Origin of the sequence: Pseudomonas fluorescens (assembly GCF_902497855.1) — a bacterium.
GTDB lineage: Bacteria > Pseudomonadota > Gammaproteobacteria > Pseudomonadales > Pseudomonadaceae > Aquipseudomonas > Aquipseudomonas fluorescens_BI.
The window spans coordinates 191,901-212,854 of record NZ_CABVHU010000008.1 but is presented as its reverse complement, the minus strand read 5'-3'; the positions used below and the strand labels follow the sequence as shown (position 1 = coordinate 212,854).

The 20,954-nt window shown below is 60.7% G+C and carries 19 protein-coding genes and 1 pseudogene; 11 read left to right on the top strand and 9 right to left on the bottom strand.

From position 1 onward, the window contains the following. The first annotated feature begins 55 nt into the window (after positions 1–55). The gene (locus F8N96_RS17820) at positions 56–1,075 is read left to right on the top strand and encodes a Glu/Leu/Phe/Val dehydrogenase family protein (RefSeq protein ID WP_150798894.1); all 1,020 of its coding nucleotides are present in this window, start codon (positions 56–58) and stop codon (positions 1,073–1,075) included. A 417-nt stretch (positions 1,076–1,492) separates the two neighbouring features. Here the strand turns inward: F8N96_RS17820 and F8N96_RS35440 are convergent. Further along, positions 1,493–1,747: pseudogene (locus tag F8N96_RS35440) on the bottom strand (YebG family protein); the annotation flags it as partial. Positions 1,748–2,069: 322 nt separating this feature from the next. On the opposite strand from F8N96_RS35440, the gene F8N96_RS17810 reads away from it, so the two are divergent. Continuing rightward, a complete protein-coding gene (locus F8N96_RS17810) occupies positions 2,070–2,570 on the top strand; it encodes a phosphate-starvation-inducible protein PsiE (RefSeq protein ID WP_064679662.1) in 501 nt (166 codons plus the stop codon). Here F8N96_RS17810 and F8N96_RS17805 read toward each other — a convergent pair. The 3 genes from F8N96_RS17805 to F8N96_RS17790 all read right to left on the bottom strand — a co-directional run bounded on the left by F8N96_RS17805 (position 2,567) and on the right by F8N96_RS17790 (position 5,894). Continuing rightward, entirely contained in the window at positions 2,567–2,884 is a 318-nt protein-coding gene (locus F8N96_RS17805) for a DUF3509 domain-containing protein (protein WP_150798892.1), read from the bottom strand. The two genes, F8N96_RS17810 and F8N96_RS17805, sit on opposite strands and share 4 nt — an antisense overlap. A 268-nt stretch (positions 2,885–3,152) precedes the next feature. Further along, positions 3,153–4,454 carry a serine/threonine transporter gene (locus tag F8N96_RS17795; RefSeq protein ID WP_150798890.1) on the bottom strand — a complete coding sequence of 434 codons (1,302 nt, stop codon included), beginning with the start codon at positions 4,452–4,454 and terminating at the stop codon, positions 3,153–3,155. Positions 4,455–4,517: 63 nt separating this feature from the next. Continuing rightward, positions 4,518–5,894 carry an L-serine ammonia-lyase gene (locus F8N96_RS17790; RefSeq protein WP_150798889.1) on the bottom strand — a complete coding sequence of 459 codons (1,377 nt, stop codon included), beginning with the start codon at positions 5,892–5,894 and terminating at the stop codon, positions 4,518–4,520. Positions 5,895–6,029: 135 nt separating this feature from the next. Here F8N96_RS17790 and F8N96_RS17785 point away from each other — a divergent pair, with 135 nt between their 5' ends. The 8 genes from F8N96_RS17785 to F8N96_RS17750 all read left to right on the top strand — a co-directional run bounded on the left by F8N96_RS17785 (position 6,030) and on the right by F8N96_RS17750 (position 14,270). Further along, on the top strand, positions 6,030–6,977 hold the full coding sequence (locus F8N96_RS17785) for a LysR substrate-binding domain-containing protein (protein WP_150798888.1): 948 nt from the start codon (positions 6,030–6,032) through the stop codon (positions 6,975–6,977). 213 nt (positions 6,978–7,190) lie between these two features. Continuing rightward, on the top strand, positions 7,191–7,598 hold the full coding sequence (locus tag F8N96_RS17780) for an HPF/RaiA family ribosome-associated protein (protein ID WP_008070486.1): 408 nt from the start codon (positions 7,191–7,193) through the stop codon (positions 7,596–7,598). Positions 7,599–7,829: 231 nt separating this feature from the next. After that, positions 7,830–8,126, top strand: coding sequence for a DUF3649 domain-containing protein (locus tag F8N96_RS17775; protein WP_150798887.1), 297 nt, complete (start codon positions 7,830–7,832; stop codon positions 8,124–8,126). Continuing rightward, a complete protein-coding gene (locus F8N96_RS17770) occupies positions 8,126–9,709 on the top strand; it encodes a PepSY-associated TM helix domain-containing protein (protein ID WP_150798886.1) in 1,584 nt (527 codons plus the stop codon). Before F8N96_RS17775 ends, F8N96_RS17770 begins: the two co-directional genes overlap by 1 nt. Further along, on the top strand, positions 9,709–10,035 hold the full coding sequence (locus F8N96_RS17765) for a DUF3325 domain-containing protein (RefSeq protein WP_150798885.1): 327 nt from the start codon (positions 9,709–9,711) through the stop codon (positions 10,033–10,035). Before F8N96_RS17770 ends, F8N96_RS17765 begins: the two co-directional genes overlap by 1 nt. Positions 10,036–10,039: 4 nt before the next feature. Further along, on the top strand, positions 10,040–10,603 hold the full coding sequence (locus tag F8N96_RS17760) for an RNA polymerase sigma factor (protein ID WP_150763904.1): 564 nt from the start codon (positions 10,040–10,042) through the stop codon (positions 10,601–10,603). Then, positions 10,600–11,589 (top strand): FecR family protein, encoded by a 990-nt coding sequence (locus F8N96_RS17755; protein ID WP_150798884.1) that lies wholly within the window; start codon positions 10,600–10,602, stop codon positions 11,587–11,589. Before F8N96_RS17760 ends, F8N96_RS17755 begins: the two co-directional genes overlap by 4 nt. Before the next feature lie 251 nt (positions 11,590–11,840). Beyond that, positions 11,841–14,270, top strand: a complete 2,430-nt coding sequence (locus F8N96_RS17750; protein ID WP_150798883.1) for a TonB-dependent siderophore receptor — start codon at positions 11,841–11,843, stop codon at positions 14,268–14,270. 134 nt (positions 14,271–14,404) lie between these two features. On the opposite strand, the gene F8N96_RS17745 is transcribed toward F8N96_RS17750, so the two are convergent. Continuing rightward, complete coding sequence (locus tag F8N96_RS17745) at positions 14,405–15,280, bottom strand: AraC family transcriptional regulator (protein ID WP_150798882.1); 876 nt, start codon at positions 15,278–15,280, stop codon at positions 14,405–14,407. 285 nt (positions 15,281–15,565) lie between these two features. Between F8N96_RS17745 and F8N96_RS17740 the strand changes: the two genes are divergently transcribed. Further along, positions 15,566–16,468, top strand: a complete 903-nt coding sequence (locus F8N96_RS17740; RefSeq protein ID WP_150798881.1) for a DMT family transporter — start codon at positions 15,566–15,568, stop codon at positions 16,466–16,468. Between the two features lie 12 nt (positions 16,469–16,480). Here F8N96_RS17740 and F8N96_RS17735 read toward each other — a convergent pair whose 3' ends face one another. The 4 genes from F8N96_RS17735 to F8N96_RS17715 form a co-directional block, all read right to left on the bottom strand. Next, positions 16,481–16,990 carry a DUF2165 domain-containing protein gene (locus tag F8N96_RS17735; RefSeq protein ID WP_150798880.1) on the bottom strand — a complete coding sequence of 170 codons (510 nt, stop codon included), beginning with the start codon at positions 16,988–16,990 and terminating at the stop codon, positions 16,481–16,483. Between the two features lie 216 nt (positions 16,991–17,206). After that, positions 17,207–18,181: a 2-hydroxyacid dehydrogenase gene (locus tag F8N96_RS17730; RefSeq protein WP_150798879.1), complete on the bottom strand. Its 975-nt coding sequence runs from the start codon at positions 18,179–18,181 to the stop codon at positions 17,207–17,209. An 889-nt stretch (positions 18,182–19,070) separates the two neighbouring features. Further along, positions 19,071–19,376 carry a DUF6124 family protein gene (locus F8N96_RS17720; protein WP_150798878.1) on the bottom strand — a complete coding sequence of 102 codons (306 nt, stop codon included), beginning with the start codon at positions 19,374–19,376 and terminating at the stop codon, positions 19,071–19,073. A 444-nt stretch (positions 19,377–19,820) separates the two neighbouring features. Beyond that, a complete protein-coding gene (locus tag F8N96_RS17715; RefSeq protein ID WP_150798877.1) occupies positions 19,821–20,789 on the bottom strand; it encodes a LysR family transcriptional regulator in 969 nt (322 codons plus the stop codon). Positions 20,790–20,954 lie beyond the last annotated feature (165 nt).

The following is a 20,954-nucleotide window of genomic DNA, read 5'->3' as shown; positions in this document are numbered from 1 at the left end:
TTTTTGAGCGCAAGCCTATACTGGCGACTACGAGTAGTCATTCGGGAGCCCTGCAATGTTCGCTCTCATGCAAAGCACTCGCCTTGAATCGCTGCATTTGAGCGTCGACTCGGTCACCGGGTTGAAGGCGGTGATTGCCATTCATAACAGCCGTCTCGGACCTGCCCTGGGAGGCTGTCGTTACCTCGCCTATCCTGACGACGAGTCCGCGGTCGAGGACGCTGTTCGCCTGGCGCAAGGCATGAGTTACAAGGCGGCGCTCGCTGGCCTGGCTCAGGGCGGTGGCGTGGCGGTGATCATGCGACCGGTGCATGTGGAAAGCCGCGCCGCGTTGTTCGAGGCCTTCGGGCGCTGCATCAATCAGCTCGACGGCCGCTACATCACGGCCATCGACAGCGGCACCTCGGTGGCGGACATGGATTGCATCGCCCAACAGACTCAACACGTCACCAGCACCACCTCGGCGGGCGACCCTGCACCCCACGCGGCCATGGGTGTGTTCACCGGCATTCGTGCCACTGCCATGGCACGCCTGGGCAGCGATAACCTCGAAGGCCTGCGGGTGGCGATCCAGGGGCTGGGCAATGTCGGTTACGCCCTTGCCGAGCAGCTGCATGCCGCCGGTGCCGAACTGTTGGTCAGCGACATCGATCACGGCAAGGTGCAATTGGCGATGGAGCAGCTGGGCGCTCACCCGATCGCCAACGATGCGTTGCTCAGCACACCCTGCGACATCCTCGCGCCCTGCGGCCTGGGCGGCGTGCTCAACAGCAACAGTGTGACGCAACTGCGCTGCGCGGCGGTGGCCGGCTCCGCCAACAACCAATTGATCCACCTGGACGTTGCCGATCAACTGGAGCGGCGGGGCATCCTGTATGCGCCGGACTATGTGATCAATGCCGGCGGGCTGATCTACGTCTCGCTCAAGCACCGCGGCGAAGCGCTGACGACCATCACCGCACACCTGTCGAAAATCAGCTCGCGCCTGACCGAAGTCTTCGCCCATGCCCAGGCGGAAAAACGTTCCCCGGCGCGTGTGGCGGACGAGTTGGCGGAGAAAGTGCTTTACCGCTAACCGCTGAATGATGGAAAAAGCCCCCTGTAGGAGCCGGCTTGCCGGCGAAGGCGGCCTTGAGCCTTGCATCTCCCCAGAGGACGTCTTCGCTGGCAAGCCAGCTCCTACATGATCACCTGCATACCGCTGCTTTGTGAGAAACGCCACCCTTGTAGGAGCCGGCTTGCCGGCGAAGGCGTCGTCATGGGCGCTGCAGGCTCAAGACAGGGTACAGACGATCTTTTGATTTTCGGACATTAAAAAGGCCCTGAGCCATTCGACTCAGGGCCTATTCAATTCGGGCGCTGCTTACTTCGGCGTCTTGGCAGCTTTGGCTGGCTTGGTCGGCGCAGCGCTCGGCACGTCGGCCGGTGCAGTCGCTTCAACAGGTGCTACCGCTTTAACAGGTGCAGTCACTTCGACAGGCTCAGCGACTTCAGCAGGCGCATTCAGCAATTCGGACAACGCATCCGGCTGGCTCTTGAACGCCTTGGCGAACACGTCGCGATTTTTCGCCATGTAGATCCCGGCTTCTTCCACTTGCTGTTCAGTCAGGGACGGAACGGCTTTTTGCAACACCTCGGCCAGCAACTCAGCCAGTTCGAGCATTTTGTCATGACGGTCAGCTTCGGCTTTATCCATGAACAAACGCTCCAGATCTCGGCTGCTGCGGTATACCACTTCGACGGCCATTCACCACCTCACATGCCTTCACATTAAGTTGTCTGTATCGACTACTGTATCTATATACAGCGAAAGGATAAGCGAATCCTGTCGCTTTGGGTAGTAGCTTTTCAATTTAGACCGGATTCAGGGTTTTTCAGGTAAACCGCGTCAAGCGGTTCGCGGGCAAGCCTCGCTCCTACAGCGAAGGCGTCCGTCCAGACACCACAGACGTGCCTCGTTTCACGCAGCCATCATCTCACCCAACATCCCTGGCCTTTTTTCTGCATGCAGAACAACCGTCACGTCCAACCCGCATCATCCGCTCGAACCGAGCTAAGGAAGAATCATCGTGAAAATCAACTGGGCCGAGAAGCTGCGGCAGAACGTGCACCAACTGGCCGAGTCCCTGGGCAACCTGTTTGTCGAAACCTTCCACTACCTGGCGCTGTTCGCCATCGGTGCGGTGACCGCGTGGGCGGCGGTGATGGAGTTTCTGGGGATGCTCGAAGAAGGGCACATCAAGATCGATGACATCTTGCTGCTGTTCATCTACCTGGAGCTGGGGGCGATGGTCGGGATTTACTTCAAGACCAACCACATGCCGGTGCGCTTCCTGATCTATGTGGCGATCACCGCGCTGACGCGGCTGCTGATCTCCAACGTCTCGCACCACAATCCGCCGGACGTGGGGATCATCTACCTGTGCGGCGGGATTTTGCTGCTGGCGTTTTCGATCCTGGTGGTGCGGTATGCCTCGTCGCAATTCCCTTCGGTGAAGATCGAGCACCCGCAGCGCAAGATCGGTGCGGGTTCCGGTGAACATCCCGAAGTGGAGAAGGGCGAGATCTAAAGCCCCATGGCCGGCCGGCCGTGGCTTTTGACCGTGGGTGGCGGCAGGTTGCGATTGTCGCCGTCGGTCATGGCTTCGAGGATGGCGACGGCGCTGTGGCCCTGTTCGATGGCAATGCCGAACTGAATGCTTTCCACCAGGCGTTTGAGGCGCTTGGGGTCATTGCGTTGTTCGGTGCTGATCATCCGTTTGGCGACCACGTGGCCGTTGTTGGACAGGGTCAGCATGATGCTGCCGTCCAGCCCCTGAATGCTCAGGTTGATCTGGTAATCCGGTGCAAAGGCATCGGTAATGAGCTGAAAGGGATTGTCCATGATGCGTCACCGCCTGATTTGAACGTGCAGTTGTTGACCGGCCGGGATCGGATTGGTTCGCAACACCGGACCATTGGCATTCCATTGCCATGAAGCAAAGCAAGGGGCATGCCGGGAACATTGTCGGACAATGAGTGCGGCGGGGGACTGTTGGTTGATTCCTGTAGGAGCGAGGCTTGCCCGCGAAGAACGATAACGCGGTGCATCAGGTACACCGCGTTATCGTTCTTCGCGGGCAAGCCTCGCTCCTACAGGGGAGCTGCCCGTTTCAGGGCATGAATGAATAAATGATCGCAGACAGTGCAATCAGACCGATCAGCACCACGAACACGTTCGAGACCTGGCCCGAGTACTGGCGCAATGCCGGCACGCGACGGATGGCGTACATCGGCATCAGGAACAACAGGCACGCGATGATCGGCCCGCCGAGGGTTTCGATCATGCCCAGGATGCTCGGGTTGAAGGTCGCCACGGCCCAGCAGCTGAGGATCATGAACAGCGCCGTCACGCGGTTCAGCCAGCTCGACGACATTACCCGGCCACGGCCGCGCAGGCTCTTCACGATCAGGCCCTGGAAGCCTTCGCTGGCACCGATGTAATGGCCGAGGAAGGATTTGGTGATTGCCACCAGCGCAATCAGCGGCGCTGCGTAAGCAATGACCGGGGTCTGGAAGTGGTTGGCCAGGTACGACAGGATCGAGATGTTCTGTGCCTTCGCCGCAGCCAGGTCGGCCGGGGACAGCGCCAGCACGCAGCTGAAGCAGAAGAACATCACGGTAACGACCATCATCCCGTGGGCGATGGCCAGGATGCCGCTGCTCTTGCGCTCGGCCTGTTCGCCGTAGCGTTGCTTCTGGTCGACGGCGAAGGCGGAAATGATCGGCGAGTGGTTGAACGAGAACACCATCACCGGGATCGCCAGCCACAGCGTCTGGAAGAACATCGGCAGCGGCATGCCTTCACTGGCGGTGGCGAAGAAGGCGCCGTTCCAGTTCGGGATCAGGCTCAGGCCGAGCAGCAACAACGCCGCAACGAACGGGTAAACCAGCACGCTCATGCATTTGACGATGACACCCTGGCCGCAACGCACGATGGCCATCAGGCCTAGGATCAACCCCAGCGACAGAATCGCCCGCGGTGGCGGGGCGATGTGCAACTGATGCTCCATGAAACTGCTCAGGGTGTTGGTCAGCGCCACGCTGTACACCAGCAGGATCGGGAAGATGGCGAAGAAGTACAGCAGGGTGATCAGCTTGCCGGCGCCGATGCCGAAGTGCTCTTCCACCACTTCGGTGATGTCCCCGGAGCGGCCGGACAACACGAAACGGGTCAGGCCACGGTGGGCGAAAAAGGTCATCGGAAACGCAAGGACGGCCAGGATCAGCAAGGGCCAGAAACCACCGACCCCGGCATTGATCGGCAGGAACAGCGTACCGGCGCCGATGGCCGTGCCGTAGAGCCCGAGCATCCAGGTGGTGTCGTGTTTGCTCCAGCCCTTGTGGGTTATTTCGCGATTGCGTGTCAGGTCTACAGCGGGATTTTCGGCAACAGGTGTACGTACATCGGTCATCGTTCAGGCCTCGTTATTGTTCTTGCTCGGGCTCACGCGTTGCGGACGGTCAGGGAATGCGCCTCAGCATTCCACCCAGCTCACCGCCAAACCGCCCCGTGAAGTCTCTTTGTATTTGTCATGCATGTCGGCGCCGGTATCGCGCATGGTGCGGATCACCCGGTCCAGGGAAATGAAGTGCTTGCCATCGCCGCGCAGGGCCATTTGCGTGGCATTGATCGCCTTCACCGCGGCGATTGCATTGCGCTCGATGCAGGGCACCTGCACCAGGCCGCCGACCGGATCGCAGGTCAGGCCGAGGTTGTGTTCCAGGCCGATTTCAGCGGCGTTCTCCAGTTGCTCCGGGGTGGCGCCAAGCACGTCTGCCAGGCCGGCGGCGGCCATCGCGCAAGCTGAGCCGACTTCGCCCTGGCAGCCGACTTCGGCGCCGGAGATCGACGCGTTTTTCTTGCAAAGGATGCCGACCGCAGCAGCGCCCAGAAAGAACGCGACCACGTCGTCGTCCGACGCGTCCGGGTTGAATTTCATGTAATAGTGCAGCACCGCCGGGATGATCCCGGCCGCGCCGTTGGTCGGTGCCGTGACCATGCGTCCGCCGGCGGCGTTTTCTTCGTTCACGGCGAGGGCGAACAGGTTGACCCACTCCATGGCGGACAGGGTCGAGGTGATGACATTCGGCTTGCCGATTTCCAACAGGCTGCGATGCAGTTTCGCCGCGCGACGCGGCACATTCAGACCGCCGGGCAAGATGCCTTCGTGAATCAAGCCTTGCTCTACGCATTCGCGCATCACCGACCAGATGTGCAGCAGGCCCTGGCGGATTTCACTTTCGCTGCGCCAGGCCAATTCATTGGCCATCATCAACTCGGAAACCCGCAACCCATGTTGGTTGCAGAGCTTGAGCAGTTCGGCGGCGCTGGAAAAATCGTACGGCAGCACTACATCGCTGGCCGGCGCGATGCCAGATTCGGCTTCGGCCGCCTCGATGATGAAACCGCCGCCGATCGAGTAATAGGTTTGTTCCCACAGCTCACCGGTGTCGCCGAAGGCGCTCAGGGACATGGCGTTGGGGTGATAGGGCAGGCTTTCGTCCAGCAGCAGGAGATCGTGCTGCCAGCTGAAGGCGATGGTGGTTTTGCCGGCCAGGTTTAGCTCGCCGGTTTCGCGCAGGGTCTGGATTCGGCTATCAATGGACGCGGGGTCGATGCTGTCCGGCCATTCGCCCATCAGGCCCATGACACAGGCGCGGTCGGTGGCGTGACCGACGCCGGTTGCCGACAGGGAGCCATAAAGACGGATTTCTACCCGCCGTACGTCGTCCAGTAGGCGCTGGTCAATCAGAGCCTGGGCGAAGGTCGCGGCGGCGCGCATCGGACCGACGGTGTGGGAACTGGAGGGACCGATGCCCACTTTGAAAAGATCGAAAACACTGATAGCCATGCTAAAGCCTATACAAGCAATGGAGGAGAAATCGCTGCCATTTTTGTAGGACAAGCGCAATCTCGGTGATACTGCCTCCCTCGGTCCTACATGACCAACGAAACTTCCTAAGACAGCCTTTAGCAGGACTAAACGATGAGTCGTCAATTGCACGCCCAGACTTATGTCTGGCTGCACGTGTTTTCCTGTGCCGCGCGGCACTTGTCGTTCACCCGATGCGCCGAAGAACTGCACATCACGCCGGGTGCGGTCAGTCAGCAAATCCGACAGCTGGAAGAGCGGCTGGGTTTTCGCCTGTTCCATCGGCGCGCGCGCGGTGTGGAATTGAGCGCCGAAGGCCAGCGACTGGCCATCACCGTCAACGAGGCTTACGGCAGCATCGATGCGGAGCTACGCCGACTGGACGCGGGAATGATCAGCGGGATTTTGCGGCTGCGCTCGATCCCCTCCTTCCTGAGCAAGTGGTTGACGCCGCGGTTACCGCGTTTACAGCAGCGTTTCCCGGATGTTCAATTGCGCCTGGTGGCCGAGGACAGCAGCGTGCCCTTGCACGAGGGCGACTTCGACCTGGCCATCGACCTGAACGACGGCAGTTATCCTGGCTTGTTATCCACAGCCTTGCTCGACGAGCAGATCTTTCCGGTGTGTGCCCCGAGCCTGTTGCGGGGCCGTCCGCCGCTGCATGGCCCGGCGAGCCTGGTGCACTTTCCGTTGCTGCACGACATCACCGCCTGGCGCGGCAGCTACGAGTACGCGGAATGGGAGTTCTATCTCAATGCCATCGGTTTTGAAGGCGCGGACGTCCGGCGCGGGCATACCTTCAATCGCAATCACCTGACCATCGAAGCGGCGATTGCCGGCATGGGCGTGGCGATTGCGCGGCGAACGCTGCTCAACGATGAGCTGGAGCGCGGGACGCTGATCGTGCCGTTTGGCCTGGCGGTGCCCAATCACAAACGGTACGTGCTGCTCTATGCGCCGGGCGCGTTGAGTCATCCTGGCGTGCGTGCGGTGCATGACTGGCTGGTGGAAGAGGCGGGGATGTTTCGGAGCCTGCACCCGCTGGGGGAGGGGCAGATGTGAGCCGTTCGGGACATCGAGCGACGCGACCCAACTCCCGACCTTAGCAGCGCTTTTACCGGTTGTCCGACTTTTTTTGCAAATCCATATTTATCTTTATTCAGGGGTTGAATTGTTTCGCGCGCACACCGATTGTGTAAGTAAGAGGTCACGGTGATGACGCCCAAGGGCCAGCCGATGTGCCTCTCGCGAGCTAGCTGAAATAAGGGATGAACTATGCAAATCCAAGTCAACAGCGATAACCATATTCAAAGCAGCATCCGACTGGAGGAGTGGGTACGTACTACCATTGAGAGCACGCTCGAACGTTATGAAGAGGACCTGACCCGTGTCGAGGTTCACCTGCGGGACGAAAACGGCGACAAGCCCGGACCGCACGACATGCGCTGCCAGCTGGAAGCGCGGCCAAAAGGCCACCAACCGATTTCTGTAACCCATAAAGCCGCTAACCTGGAACTGGCCATCGATGGCGCGGCTGAAAAACTCGAACATGCGCTGGAACATCTATTCGGCAAACTGCGGGGCAAACCGCGTGCCGCCGTGGTGCCGTTCGAGCGACCAACTGCCGATGCGCTGCTGGAAGACGAGTTTCTCGAGAACGAACAGGCTGCGCAAAACGGCTGAAGCCTGATTCACTTTTACCGTCCCACACAGAACGGGCCTGCTGATGCAGGCCCGTTCGCGTTTGTGCGCCATGCATGATCGTGACTTGTCTTTCAAAACGCCCAGGATCCACTGATCGACAGTGACGATCTCATCGGATCTGTTTTGCGTATGAGAATATTTATCATTAATATTGCGACCTTGCAGGTCCCGTGACTTCACGCGATCCCACCCTCGCTTCAAGGTCGAAACATGAAAGGCAAAAGTCTCCCCGTTTCCTATCGACTGGCGGTCACTTCGCGGGTGCTGGCCGCCGTGTTGGGCGGTTACCTCGTGGCGGCGCTGGCCAGTGTCAGCCTGAGCCTGTGGTTGCCTATGGCCCGCGCCGAAGCCGTGGTGATCGGGATGATGACCTCGTTTCTGGCCTACCTCGTCGCGGTGCTGTGGTGTTTTGCCTGTCGCAGCGCATGGCAGGCCTGGCTGGGACTGATCGTGCCGAGCCTGGTGCTGGCAGCGTTGTCGGGCCTGGCGTACTGGGTGGGCCATTGATGAAAGAGGGCTTTCGTCAGGCCATGGCCTGGCTGCACACCTGGGCCGGGCTGATCTTCGGCTGGCTGCTGTTTGCCATTTTCCTGACCGGCACCCTGGCCTATTTCAAGGACGAGATCAGTCACTGGATGCAGCCGGAAATTCCCGCCCGATCCGTTAGCTCCGAGGCCAGCCTGACGCTGGCCCAGGACTATCTGCAGCAACACGCCGCCGGTGCTTCGCGCTGGCTTATCGATCTGCCCGATGCACGGGAACCCGGCCTTTCGGTGCGGTGGCAGCAAACTCCGGCCAAGCGTGGCGAGCGGGGTCAATTCACCGAGAAACTCCTCGACCCGCAAACCGGTGCCGAAGTGCAGGGCCGGGAAACCAGGGGCGGCGATTTCTTCTATCGCTTCCATTTCCAGCTGCAGATGCCGTATCCGTGGGGGCGCTGGTTGTCGACCATCGCGGCCATGGTGATGTTCGTCGCGTTGATCAGCGGGATCATCACCCACAAGAAAATTTTCAAGGACTTCTTCACCTTTCGCCCGCGCAAAGGCCAGCGTTCCTGGCTCGACGGGCACAACGCCGTGGGCGTGCTGGTGTTGCCGTTCCACCTGATGATCACCTACAGCAGCCTGGTGATTTTCATGTCGATGGTGATGCCGGCAAGCATCCTTGCCTCGTACAAGGGCGATGTCCGGGTGTTTTACGATGAGGTATTTCCGGCCGCCAATACGCCTGAGCCCACGGGTAAACCGGGTCAGCTGACAGCGATGGCGCCACTGCTGGAACAGGCCCGCGAACAATGGTCGGGCGGTGGGGTGGGGCGGCTGACGGTCAATAATCCGGGTGATGCGAATGCCACGGTCGTGCTTTTCCGTGATGGCGCCGACCGCGTGGTCCACGACTTCGGCAGCGCGCTGACCTTCAATGGCGTCACCGGCCAGTTGCTCGGCACGACCGCGCAACAGCCTTTGCCTATGGCGATTTCCGGCGCCTTCTACGGTTTGCACATGGGCCATTTCGCCGGCCCGGTCTTGCGCTGGCTGTACTTCATTTGCGGGCTGGCAGGCACGGCGATGATCGGCACCGGGCTGGTGATCTGGCTCGGCAAGCGTCAGCTCAAACATGCGAAAAGCGCGGTGATGCCGTTCGAGTTGCGGCTGGTGGAAGTGCTGAACATCGCCAGCATGTCGGGGTTGGTGGCTGCAGTGGCGGCGTTCTTCTGGGCCAATCGCTTGTTGCCGGTCGACATGGTCGGGCGCGCGGATTGGGAGGTGAACAGTTTCTTCATCGTCTGGGGCTTGAGCGTGCTGCATGCCATGCTCCGTCGTGGTCGTGCGGCGTGGATCGATCAATTGGCACTGGCCGCGTTGCTGTTTTGCGCGGTGCCGCTGTTGAACGCCATTACCACCCCCTATCACTTGGGTGTCACGTTGGCGCAGGGGGACTGGGCCATGGCCGGTGTTGATCTGACGTGCCTGGGCAGCGGTGTGTTCCTCGCCTGGGCGGCGTGGAAAATGCAGCGCTCCGGGCAGACTGAAAGGGTTCCCCGGACACAACGTGCGCGAACGATCGCACTCGAGCGGGGGGCGCGCTGATGTTGCTGGTGTTTTTGCTGTGCTATGGCGGGTTCACCGCGCTCTGTTTGTCGATGGATCGGCATCACACCGATCTGCTGGGCCGCAAACCCTCGGTCCGACGCCGCCAAGGCATGCGCATCAGTGGCTGGCTGTTGCTGGCCTTGTCCTTGTGGGCGGCGGTGTCGGCGACGGGGTGGGGACTCGGGCTGGTGCAATGGTTTGCGGTGTTGATGCTCAGTGGGTTGTTGCTGGTGCTGTTGCTGCCGTATCGCCCGCGCCTGGCGCTGTCGTTGGCCGGGGTGAGCCTGCTCGCCAGCCCCGTTGCCGCGTTTGTGCAGTACTGAGCGGATGATCGCCCGCCCTCCGGAATCCCGCGATGATGAGCATCGGGGCGCCCGTGCGCATTTCCTCCAGGTATTTCTTTCCCAGCGCTCGCAAATGGAAGCGCTGGTGAGTCGGCGCGTCGGTTGTCGGGCGACGGCGGCGGACCTGGTGCAGGATTTGTTCCTGCGCTTCTGGCGCCGGCCGCTGGTGCAGGTCGAAGAGCTCAGCACCTACCTGTTGCGTTGCGCCGGCAACATTGCCATCGACCATTTGCGCAGCGAAGGCACGCGGGTGCGGGTCAACGAAGGCTGGATGCCGGATGCGCCGGACAGTCACGGCAGTGAGCCGCAAGCCGCACTCGAGGCGGGCAACGATTTGCGTCACGTCGAAGCCGCGTTGCGCGCCTTGCCCGAGCGCACGCGGCAGATCTTTTTGCTCAACCGCATCCACGGGCGCAAATACGCCGACATCGCCAAGGCCATGGGTTTGTCCCAAAGCGCCGTGGAAAAACATATGATGCGCGCCCTCGAAGCCTGCAAGGCCAGCCTTCGCGAACCCCAACCGCGCACGCCAGGGAAAGCACCGTGAATACCATTGAACGCGTCACCCCGACGCCCGCTCAGGAGCAGGCGGCATTGGCCTGGCTGAGTCTGTTGCATGACCGGCCGAGCAGCGGCGATCAGGCCACCTTCAGCCATTGGTTGCAGGCCGACCCCGCCCATGCCGAGGCGTATGCCCGGGCGCAAGTGGTGTGGGAATTGACCGAAGCACCGGCGCGAACCCTGGCCGATGAAGAAGCCCTGGCCCTGCAGGGTTACCTCAACGCCATGAACCGCTCGCGCCGGCCCGGCGTGCGGCGTTGGTCCGGTGCGTTGGCAATGGCGGCGTGCCTGGTGCTGATGATCAGCCTCGGCGCTGGCTGGCAGCCGTCGCGCTGGGTGGATGACCTGGGGGCGGACTATGTCTCGGCGCCGGGGGAAATCCGCACCGTCACCCTGGCGGATCAGTCGCAAGTCACCCTGGATGCCGACAGCGCGATTGCCGTGGATTTCAGTCATGGCGAGCGGCATGTCCAGTTGCGTCGCGGTGCCGGTTTTTTCAAGGTAACGCACACTGGCGATCCGTTTGTGGTGGACGCTGAAAAGGGTCAGGCGCGGGTGCTGGGCACGCAGTTCGAAGTCCGCCTGCAACCCCACGGCGCGCAAGTCACGGTGTTGTCCGGGCGGGTTGGCGTCACGGCGGATAAACAGGCCGGGCAACAGATTCTCACCGCCGGCCAGCAAGTGGCTTATGGCGATGGTTTGGCGGAAAAACTCCACAGCGTCGACAGCGAAGCACAGTTGGCCTGGCGTCAGGGTTGGCTCAATTACTACAAGGCGACACTGGCGGAAGTGGTCCAGGACCTGGGGCGTTATTACCCGGGGCGGATCCTGTTGCTTAACGATGAACTGGCGGCACGGCGGGTCAGTGGCAGTTTTCCGAGCAAGGACCCGCAGGCGGTGTTGAGTTCGTTGCAGGGGGTGTTGGGGTTTGAGCAGCACAGCGTTCTGGGGCATTTGATTATTTTGCGGTGAAGCATAGGGCCCCTTCGCTGGCAAGCCAGCTCCTACATTTGGAATGCATTCACCTCGCGACGGCGCCGTCCCATCTGGAATGCAATCCCCTGTAGGAGCTGGCTTGCCAGCGAAGGCGTCAGATCACACACCAGATCACTCCCGATAGAAATATTTTCAACTTTCTAGTGAGGTAAACCCGATCCCCATCCGTGTAGTGACTGAAACTGCGATTCATTCGCATCCAGTAGGTTCCACACAGGTCATGAGCAATGAAGTCCAGGGCAAAATCGGGTTCGGTCAAACAATGGTTGGGTGTGTCTGCCTTGAGCTTTTCGACGCTGGCGTTGCTGCCGTTGAGCATGGCGCTGGCCGCTGAGGCCGGCACTGACCAGCAGCGTACCCAATTCAGCTTTGCGCTGGCCGCCAAACCACTGCCCCAGGCCTTGAGTGATTTCAGCCGGGTCACCGGCATCAGCGTGGTCTACACCGATGAGGCGCCTTACGGCATCACCGCCCCGGCGGTCAGCGGACAGATGAGTGCCGAGCAGGCGCTGCAGCGTTTGCTCGGCGGCTCGGGCTTCACCTTCCGTCGCACCGACGGCCACACCCTGGTGCTGGAGCCGTTGCCCACCGCAGGCACCTTGAACCTGGGCGCGACCACCATCACTTCGGTGACGGATCAATCCATGAGCTACCAGCCGCCGCCCACCAGCTCGGTGATGCGCTCGTCGGCCTTGCTCCAGGAAATCCCCCAGACCGTCAACGTGATCCCGGCCCAGGTCATTCGCGATCAGGCACCGCGCAACCTGGACGATGCGCTGGCCAACGTCAGCGGCATCACCCAGGGCAATACCCTGGGCAGCACCCAGGATTCGGTGATGACCCGCGGCTTCGGCGACAACCGCAACGGCTCGATCATGCGTGATGGCATGCCGGTGGTGCAGGGCCGTGGCCTCAATGCCAGCGTCGAACGTATCGAAGTGCTCAAGGGCCCGGCCTCCTTGCTCTATGGCATCCAGGACCCGGGCGGTGTGGTGAACATGGTCAGCAAGAAGCCCGAGCTTGAGCAATACAACGCGCTGACCCTGCGCGGCTCGACCTATGGTGAAGGCAAAAACGGCAGCGGTGGCGGCCTCGATAGCACCGGGGCCCTGGGCGATTCCGGGTTGGCGTATCGCATGGTCCTGGACCATGAGGACGAAGACTACTGGCGCAACTTCGGCACCCATCGCGAGACCCTGGTGGCGCCGTCCCTGGCCTGGTTCGGTGAAAGCACCACGCTGTTGTTCGCCTATGAACACCGTGAGTTCCTGACCCCCTTCGACCGTGGCACGGTCATCGATCCGCGTGACAACCATCCGCTGGGCATCTCCCGTGATCGTCGCCTGGATGAGCCGTTCAACAACATGGAAGGGCGCTCTGACCTGTATCACTTCGAGGCCGACCACGCGCTCAACGACGACTGGAACGCCCACTTCGGCTACAGCTGGAACCGCGAAACCTACGATGCCAGCCAGGTGCGCATCACGGCCATCGACACCAATGCAGGCACGCTGACCCGGAGCATGGATGGCACGCAGAACGCCATCAGCACCGACCGCTTCACCACTGCCAGCCTCGAAGGCAAGGTCAACGTTGCGGGCATGCAGCATGACCTGGTGTTCGGCATCGATGACGAGTACCGCAAGATCTACCGCGAAGACCTGATCCGCCAGAGAAGCCTGAGCACCTTCAGCTACACCAACCCGGTTTACGGCCGCGAAGTCGCCGGTACCACCGTGAGCCCGGCCGACAGCGCGCAGACTGATAAGCTGCGCAGTGATTCGGTGTTCGTGCAGGACTCGATCCACCTCACCGACCAGTGGATCCTGGTGGCTGGCGCACGCTTCCAGGAATACGACCAGTACGCCGGCAAAGGCGTACCGTTCCAGGCCAACACCGACAGCAACGGGCAGAAATGGGTACCGCGCGCCGGCCTGGTCTATCGCTACACCGATGCGTTGTCGTTCTACGGCAGCTACACCGAATCGTTCAAACCCAACTCGACCATCGCCCCGCTGAGTGGCAGCAGCACGGTGCTCGACGGCAGCATCGCCCCGGAAGAAGCCAAGTCCTGGGAAGTGGGGGCCAAGCTCGATATCCCTGGCCGGGTGACCGGTAACGTCGCGCTGTTCGACATCAAGAAGCGCAACGTGCTGGTGGCCAACTCCGAAGGCCCGGTGACGATCTATAGCGCGGCCGGCGAAGTGCGTTCCCGCGGCCTGGAAGTGGATTTGACCGGGCAACTGAGCGACCGCTGGAGCATGATCGGCAGCTATGCCTATACCGATGCAGAGGTCACTGAAGACCCGATCTACAAAGGCAAAAAGCTGCAGAACGTCGCCAAAAATACTGGCTCGCTGTCGGCGGTCTACGACTTCGGCACTGTCATCGGCGGCGATCAACTGCGGGTGGGCGCTGGGGCGCGGTATGTGGGGGAACGGGCGGGTAACGCGGTGAACGATTTCGACCTGCCGAGCTACACGGTGGCCGATGCATTTGCCAGCTACGACACCAGGGTTGAAGGGCAGAAGGTCAAGTTTCAGCTGAATGTGAAGAACCTGTTTGACCGTACTTATTACACGTCGGCGGCGAGCCGGTTTTTTGTGTCGATGGGGGATTCGCGGCAGGTGACGCTTTCCAGCACTTTGGAGTTTTGATTAGAAACCGCGTTATCGTTCTTCGCGGGCAAGCCTCGCTCCTACAGTCGACCGAGTTGTTTGAATGAATGCGATCACTGTAGGAGCGAGGCTTGCCCGCGAAGGCGGCCTGACAGGCGCCGAAAACCCCGGGTCTAGCGCAAAAACGCCTGCCGATACTCCCCAGGCGTCCCACCCAGCGCCTGACGAAACCGATGGGTAAAATGACTGGCACTGGCAAACCCGCACGCCAGGGCAATGTCCCCCAGCGGTTGCGACGTCGTGCGCAGTAATTCCCGCGCCCGGCTCAGTCGTCGAGCCAATACATACTGATGCGGCGGCAAGCCGAAACTCTCCCTGAACATCCGCGCAAAATGATACTCCGACAGCGCACACAACCCTGCCAGTTGCCCCAGGCTGATGGCTTCTGCCAACTGGCTGTCGACGAACTCGACCAACTGCCGACGCTGATGCGCCGCCAATCCACCCTTGAGCCGCAAGCCCTCGCGCATTCCGACCTGTCCGAGCAACACGTGGCTGAGCATCTCATGGGCCAGGCTGCTGGTGAGCAGGCGTTCGCCGGGCTCCTGCCAATCGAGCGTGATCAACTGCCGAAAGCGTCGGGCTTGCTGCGGGTCATCGAGGAAGGTGCGTTCACGCAACTGAAGTTCGCGCGGTTCACGGTCCAGCAGCGTGACGCAGCCGAGGGCAAACTGTTCCGGGCTGAAATAAACATGGGCGAGGCGAATGTCGCCGTTGATCACCCAGGCTGACCGGTGTTCGGCCGGCAGGATGCACAGCTTGTCCGGGCCGCCCTTGGTGCCGGGCCGGTCGCGGCGAAAGGTGCCGGTGCCGCCAGCGATATAGCAGGACAGGGTGTGGTGGCTCGGGGCTTCGTAATCCTGAGCGTCGTGGTGGTTGCTCCACAAGGCTGCTGCCATGCCGTCACCGAGCTCGGCGCTGTGCTCGAGGCGAGCATTGGGCGAGCGGTTGAGGGCTTGAAACACTTGCAGGCTTTCCAGTGCGGACATGATCGATTCTCTCCAACGCCTTGCATCCTACTCCGTAGGCGTTGGCCTGCCAGCCTTGGCCTGACAAAAGCGCAAGTTTATGCAAGTGCGAAAAGGTTTGGCGCAGGACACTGGGCACCTGCCCAGGCAATGTCCTGTGGCGAGGGAGCTTGCTCCCGCTTGAGTACGCAGCACTCACAAAGGGCCGCTGCGCAGCACTCACAAAAAGGGCTGCTTCGCAGCCTGCGCGAGCAAGCTCGCTCGCCACAGAAGCTAACAGCGTTGCCCCATCCCGGAGCCTTTGTCATGAACCTTTCGTTGTATTTGCTGACCGTGCTGATCTGGGGCACCACCTGGATTGCCCTGAAATGGCAACTGGGCGTGGTGGCCATCCCGGTGTCGATTGTCTATCGCTTCGGCCTCGCCGCGCTGGTGTTGTTCGTGATATTGCTGCTCAGCCGCAAGCTGCAAGTGATGAACCGCCGCGGGCATCTGATCTGCGTGGCGCAGGGGTTGTGCCTGTTTTGCATCAATTTCATGTGCTTTCTCACCGCCAGCCAGTGGATCCCCAGCGGCCTGGTGGCGGTGGTGTTTTCCACCGCCACCCTGTGGAATGCCTTCAATGCGCGGGTGTTCTTTGGCCAGAAAATCGCGCGCAATGTGCTGATGGGCGGTGCGCTCGGGTTGCTCGGGCTCGGCCTGTTGTTCTGGCCCGAACTCGCCGGTCATACCGCCAGCCCGGAAACCTTGCTCGGGCTGGGGCTGGCCCTGCTCGGCACCCTGTGCTTTTCGGCGGGCAACATGCTGTCGAGCCTGCAGCAGAAGGCCGGTCTCAAGCCACTGACCACCAACGCCTGGGGCATGGCCTATGGCGCGGCGATGCTCGCGGCCTGGTGCCTGGTCAAAGGCATTCCATTCGATATGGAGTGGAATGCCCGTTACATCGGCTCGTTGTTGTATCTGGTGATTCCTGGTTCAGTCATCGGGTTTACTGCCTACCTGACCCTGGTCGGGCGCATGGGGCCGGAGCGGGCCGCCTATTGCACGGTGTTGTTCCCGGTGGTGGCACTCAATGTGTCGGCCTTCGTCGAGGGTTATCAGTGGACCACCCCGGCACTGGCGGGCCTGGTGCTGGTCATGCTGGGTAATGTGCTGGTTTTTCGCAAACCCGATGCGAGAGGCAAACCGCTGACAGGCAAATTGGCATGAACTGAAACGTGTTCATTTGTCATGCGCCAGTACCAGGTATATCAGTGCGAAGAACATGTATTCAATGTTACTTCGTGCCCAATAAAAGGCATTGCTTTGGGCGGAATACTCCATGTCGAACCATTCGTTAAGTATGACGACGTACAGGACGTAGTAAACAAAGATAGCGGTGGTCAAACCGGCTATGGCGAACTTCTTGGCCTCGTGGAAGTCGTTGCGTGGCGCATTGAGTTTTCGAAAAAGCTGATAAGTCCCGTACAGACAACTGAAGGTGTAGATAATCTCGAGCGTGATGATTGCCCAGTAAAACCGGTGGTGGAACAGGGTTGAGGTGACTGCCCGGTAGCGTCGGGAATCGTTACCCTCGGTATGGCTCATGCTGATGATTCGTCCGATATACTCGGTGTAGGCCGTATAGTCGGTGAAGTTATTGATCAGGGTGGCTATGCCGAACAGTGCCGCCATCAAGACAATCAGTACTTTGCTCCGTCTGATTGCGCAGACGGTGGTGAATTGATTCATTCAGGTGTGCTCCAAAATCCGTTTGGTACTGCTCCAGGTTTTTTGGAGTTTATAACGTTTGTGAATAAGCCCGACGATGAACTGAGTTGCAACTTATGTCTCTTGTGGTGAGTCAGGCTAAGTCGCGCAGTAGACGAACCAGGAAGTGGTCCGTCGCCGAACATTGATGCAGCCGTTATGGAAATGGCACGTCCATCCAGACGTGCCGTGGGTCATTCAGCCCTTCCAGACTTGTGGATTGACCAAATCCTGCGGTCGTTCACCCAGCAAGGCGCTGCGCAGATTGCTCAAGGCCCGATTGGCCATCGCTTCGCGGGTTTCATGGGTTGCAGAGCCGATGTGCGGCAAGGTGACAGCGTTTTTCAACTGGAACAGCGGCGACTCGGCCAGCGGTTCTTTCTCATACACATCCAGGCCGGCGCCGCGAATACGGTTGTTCTGCAGGGCTTCGATCAATGCCGGCTCGTCGACGACCGGACCGCGAGAGATGTTGACCAGGATGGCGCCCGGTTTCATCAATGCCAGTTCGCGGTGGCTGATCAGGTGTCGGGTCTTTTCGCTGAGCGGCACCACCAGGCAGACGAAGTCGGCTTCGGCCAACAATTGGTCCAGGCTGCGCAACTGGGCGCCAAGTTCATGTTCCAGTTCGGTCTTGCGGCTGTTGCCGCTGTAGATGATCGGCATGTTGAAACCCAGGCGCCCGCGACGGGCAATGGCGGCGCCGATGTTGCCCATGCCGACGATGCCCAGGGTCTTGCCGTGTACGTCGCAACCGAACAGCGGTGCGCCGACGGTAGCTTGCCATTGGCCGGCCTTGGTCCAGGCGTCCAGTTCCGCGACGCGCCGGGCGCTGCTCATGAGCAGGGCGAAGGCCAGGTCGGCGGTGCTTTCGGTGAGGACGTCGGGGGTGTTGGTGAGCATGATCCCGCGTTCGTTGAAGTAGGCGACGTCGTAGTTGTCGTAACCAACGGAGACGCTGGAGACGACCTCCAGTTTTGCGGCATTTTCCAGCTGGGCGCGACCGAGTTTGCGACCGACACCGATCAGGCCGTGGGCGTGGGGCAGGGCTTCGTTGAACTGGGCGTTGATGTCGCCGTTTTTCGGATTGGGCACGATGACGTCGAAGTCTTGCTTGAGGCGTTCGATCATTGCCGGGGTGACGCGGCTGAAGGCGAGGACGGTCTTTTTCATGGGGGAAGGGCTCGTCGGGCTTGGTGAATGCCAAGCACGCTAACATTCTTCCCTGGGGTTGTGCGAGATGGCTGGGATCTTTTGGACTTGGCGGCCTTTGGGCCGACCATGTTGTGGGTTGACTGGGTACATATCCGTTGCTGCGGTAACGGCTACTTAGGGTTTCGCCCTTACGGCGACTCACTTTTTTTTCAAACGCCAAAAAAAAGTAAGCAAAAAAAGGCTCGCCCCAAGCGTCCGGCCCCTCGCTAAGGCTCGGCGTTCCTTCGCTCCGGTGTCCATCCGGGGACACTGCCCTCCGGTCTGCTTCGCGACGACCTACATGCAGCGTGTTCGACTGCGTCGAACGGCGCTGCGCGCCACTCCCCGGATGAACACCTCCACTCAGCCTCCCGACGGGGCGGGTGGATCAAGATCAAGATCAAGAGCTGCAGGCGAGCTAACGCTCGGCCTGATGAGTGGTGGGGAGTGGTGGTGTGCGCCGATCTTTTGTAGGAGCTGGCTTGCCAGCGAAGGCGGCCTGCCAGCCAACCAATCTCTCTCAGAAATACGCTGACCCAAGGTAGGAGCTGCCGAAGGCTGCGATCTTTTGATCTTGATCTTGGCGGCCCGACAGCCGACCTGTTTCTGCGGATGTCCCCCATAACCCCCTGTAGGACCTGGCTCGCCAGCGATAGCGGCCTGCCAGCCGACCAATCTCTTACAGATGTACCCAGATCAAAATGTGGGAGCGAGCCTGCTCGCGAAGGCGGCCCGAAAGCCGACCTGATTTCCCGGATGTACTCGGAACCCTTGTAGGACCTGGCTCGCCAGCGATAGCGGCGTGTCAGGCACACCTCGTTGTAGCGATCGCCGGGCAGCTAGCTCCTACAGGGCCTGGCGCGGATTTTTAATCCTGCGGATCGACATTGTCCAGCGCGCGATTGACGGCCAGTTCACCCAGCATGATCACCTGCTGGATGCCCAGCATGGTGTTGCGATGCGGGCCTTCGAGGAATCCGGCGAGGTCACTGGCCATGACACTGGCCGAGGCGAGGGATTCGCTGGCGTGGACGAGTAGGGTTTCGGTCTTGATGTTGGGGGCGACGACGAATAGATGGCTGGGTGTGTGGGGCGGGAAGGAGGCTTTGAAGGTGAGTGGTTCTGGTGAGGAAATGCAGTCAGCTTCAGGGGGATTAGGCGTCGGCTTAAACATGAGGGCGTATCTCTATGGTCTGCGTGTCAGGACCGCCACTTTTCGTTTTCCAGACGATAGGGTGGCAGCTGTGCGCGGACTGGAAAAACCGGACCACAGACCAAAGCCGGCAGACCCGAAGGTCTCCCGCGCACAGCCGCCATAACATTGCGAGCATAAAAAAGCGCCGCAGTATGCCATGAGCTGTGGTAGTGGTCAGGTTTTCCAGGCCTGATCGCTGATTCGTCAGCGACCCCCAAAGCCTACCTATTTCGCTTCCCACACGACAACCGACAGAACATGTGGGAAACATCCTCAGACATCACGCCCCTTGTAGGAGCGAGCTCGCTCGCGAAAAACGTGAGGCCAGCACTGGATGTCTGGTTTACAGCGTTATCGTTAACGACCATCGCGAGCAAGCTCGCTCCTACAGTAGTCGGTGGTCGGTACGCCAATAGTCGGTGGTCAATTCGCCAACCGAACCCCACCCAGGCTCCCGCTCAACTCATACGCCGCCAGTTCCGCCTGATGTGCCGCCAATATCTCCGGCAACGACCCGCGCAAGTATTCGACCCAGGTCTTGATCTTCGCATCCAGGTACTGGCGCGACGGGTAGATCGCATACAGGTTCAATTCCTGGGAGCGGTAGTTCGGCATCACCCGCACCAGCGTGCCATTGCGTAGTCCTTCGATGGCCGCGTACACCGGCAACACGCCAACCCCCATGCCGCTGATGATCGCGGTGGTCATCGCGTCGGCGGAATTCACCAGAAAGGGGGAGCTGTTGATGGTGACCATTTCCTGGCCTTCCGGGCCGTCGAAGGTCCATTTTTCCAGGGGAATCACCGGGCTGACCAGGCGCAGGCAGGCGTGATTGAGCAGGTCGCTGGGTTTATGGGCGCAGCCGTTGGCTTTTACATAGGCCGGCGAGGCGCAAACGATGCTGTAGGTGATGCCCAGGCGCTGGGAGACGAAGCCCGAATCCGGCAGTTCGCTGGCGAGGACGATGGACACGTCATAGCCCTCGTCCAGCAGGTCCGGTACGCGGTTGGCCAGGGTCAGGTCGAAGGTGACGTCGGGGTGGGTTCTGCGGTAGCGGGCGATGGCGTCGATCACGAAGTGCTGACCGATGCCGGTCATGGTGTGCACCTTGAGTTGCCCGGCCGGACGCGCGTGGGCGTCGCTGGCTTCGGCTTCGGCTTCTTCGACATAGGCCAGGATCTGCTCGCAGCGCAACAGGTAGCGTTTGCCGGCCTCGGTCAGGGCGATGCGGCGGGTAGTGCGGTTGAGCAGGCGGGTTTGCAGGTGGGCTTCCAGGTTGGAGACCGCGCGCGACACGTTGGCCGTGGTGGTGTCGAGTTGCACGGCGGCGGCGGTGAAGCTGCCGGCCTCGGCCACGTAACTGAAGGCGCGCATGTTTTGCAAAGTGTCCATGGGGTGCTCTCGGGTTCGATGGCAAATTGTGACACGAAGTTTCAGTGGCTGAGACCCCGACAAAGGGATTATCGCGTTAACGGTAACAAAGATTCACAAGAATCCCGACTTATCGCCCTTCCAGCCGCCCCCTAGAATTGCGTGCACCCTGTAGGAGCCAGGCTT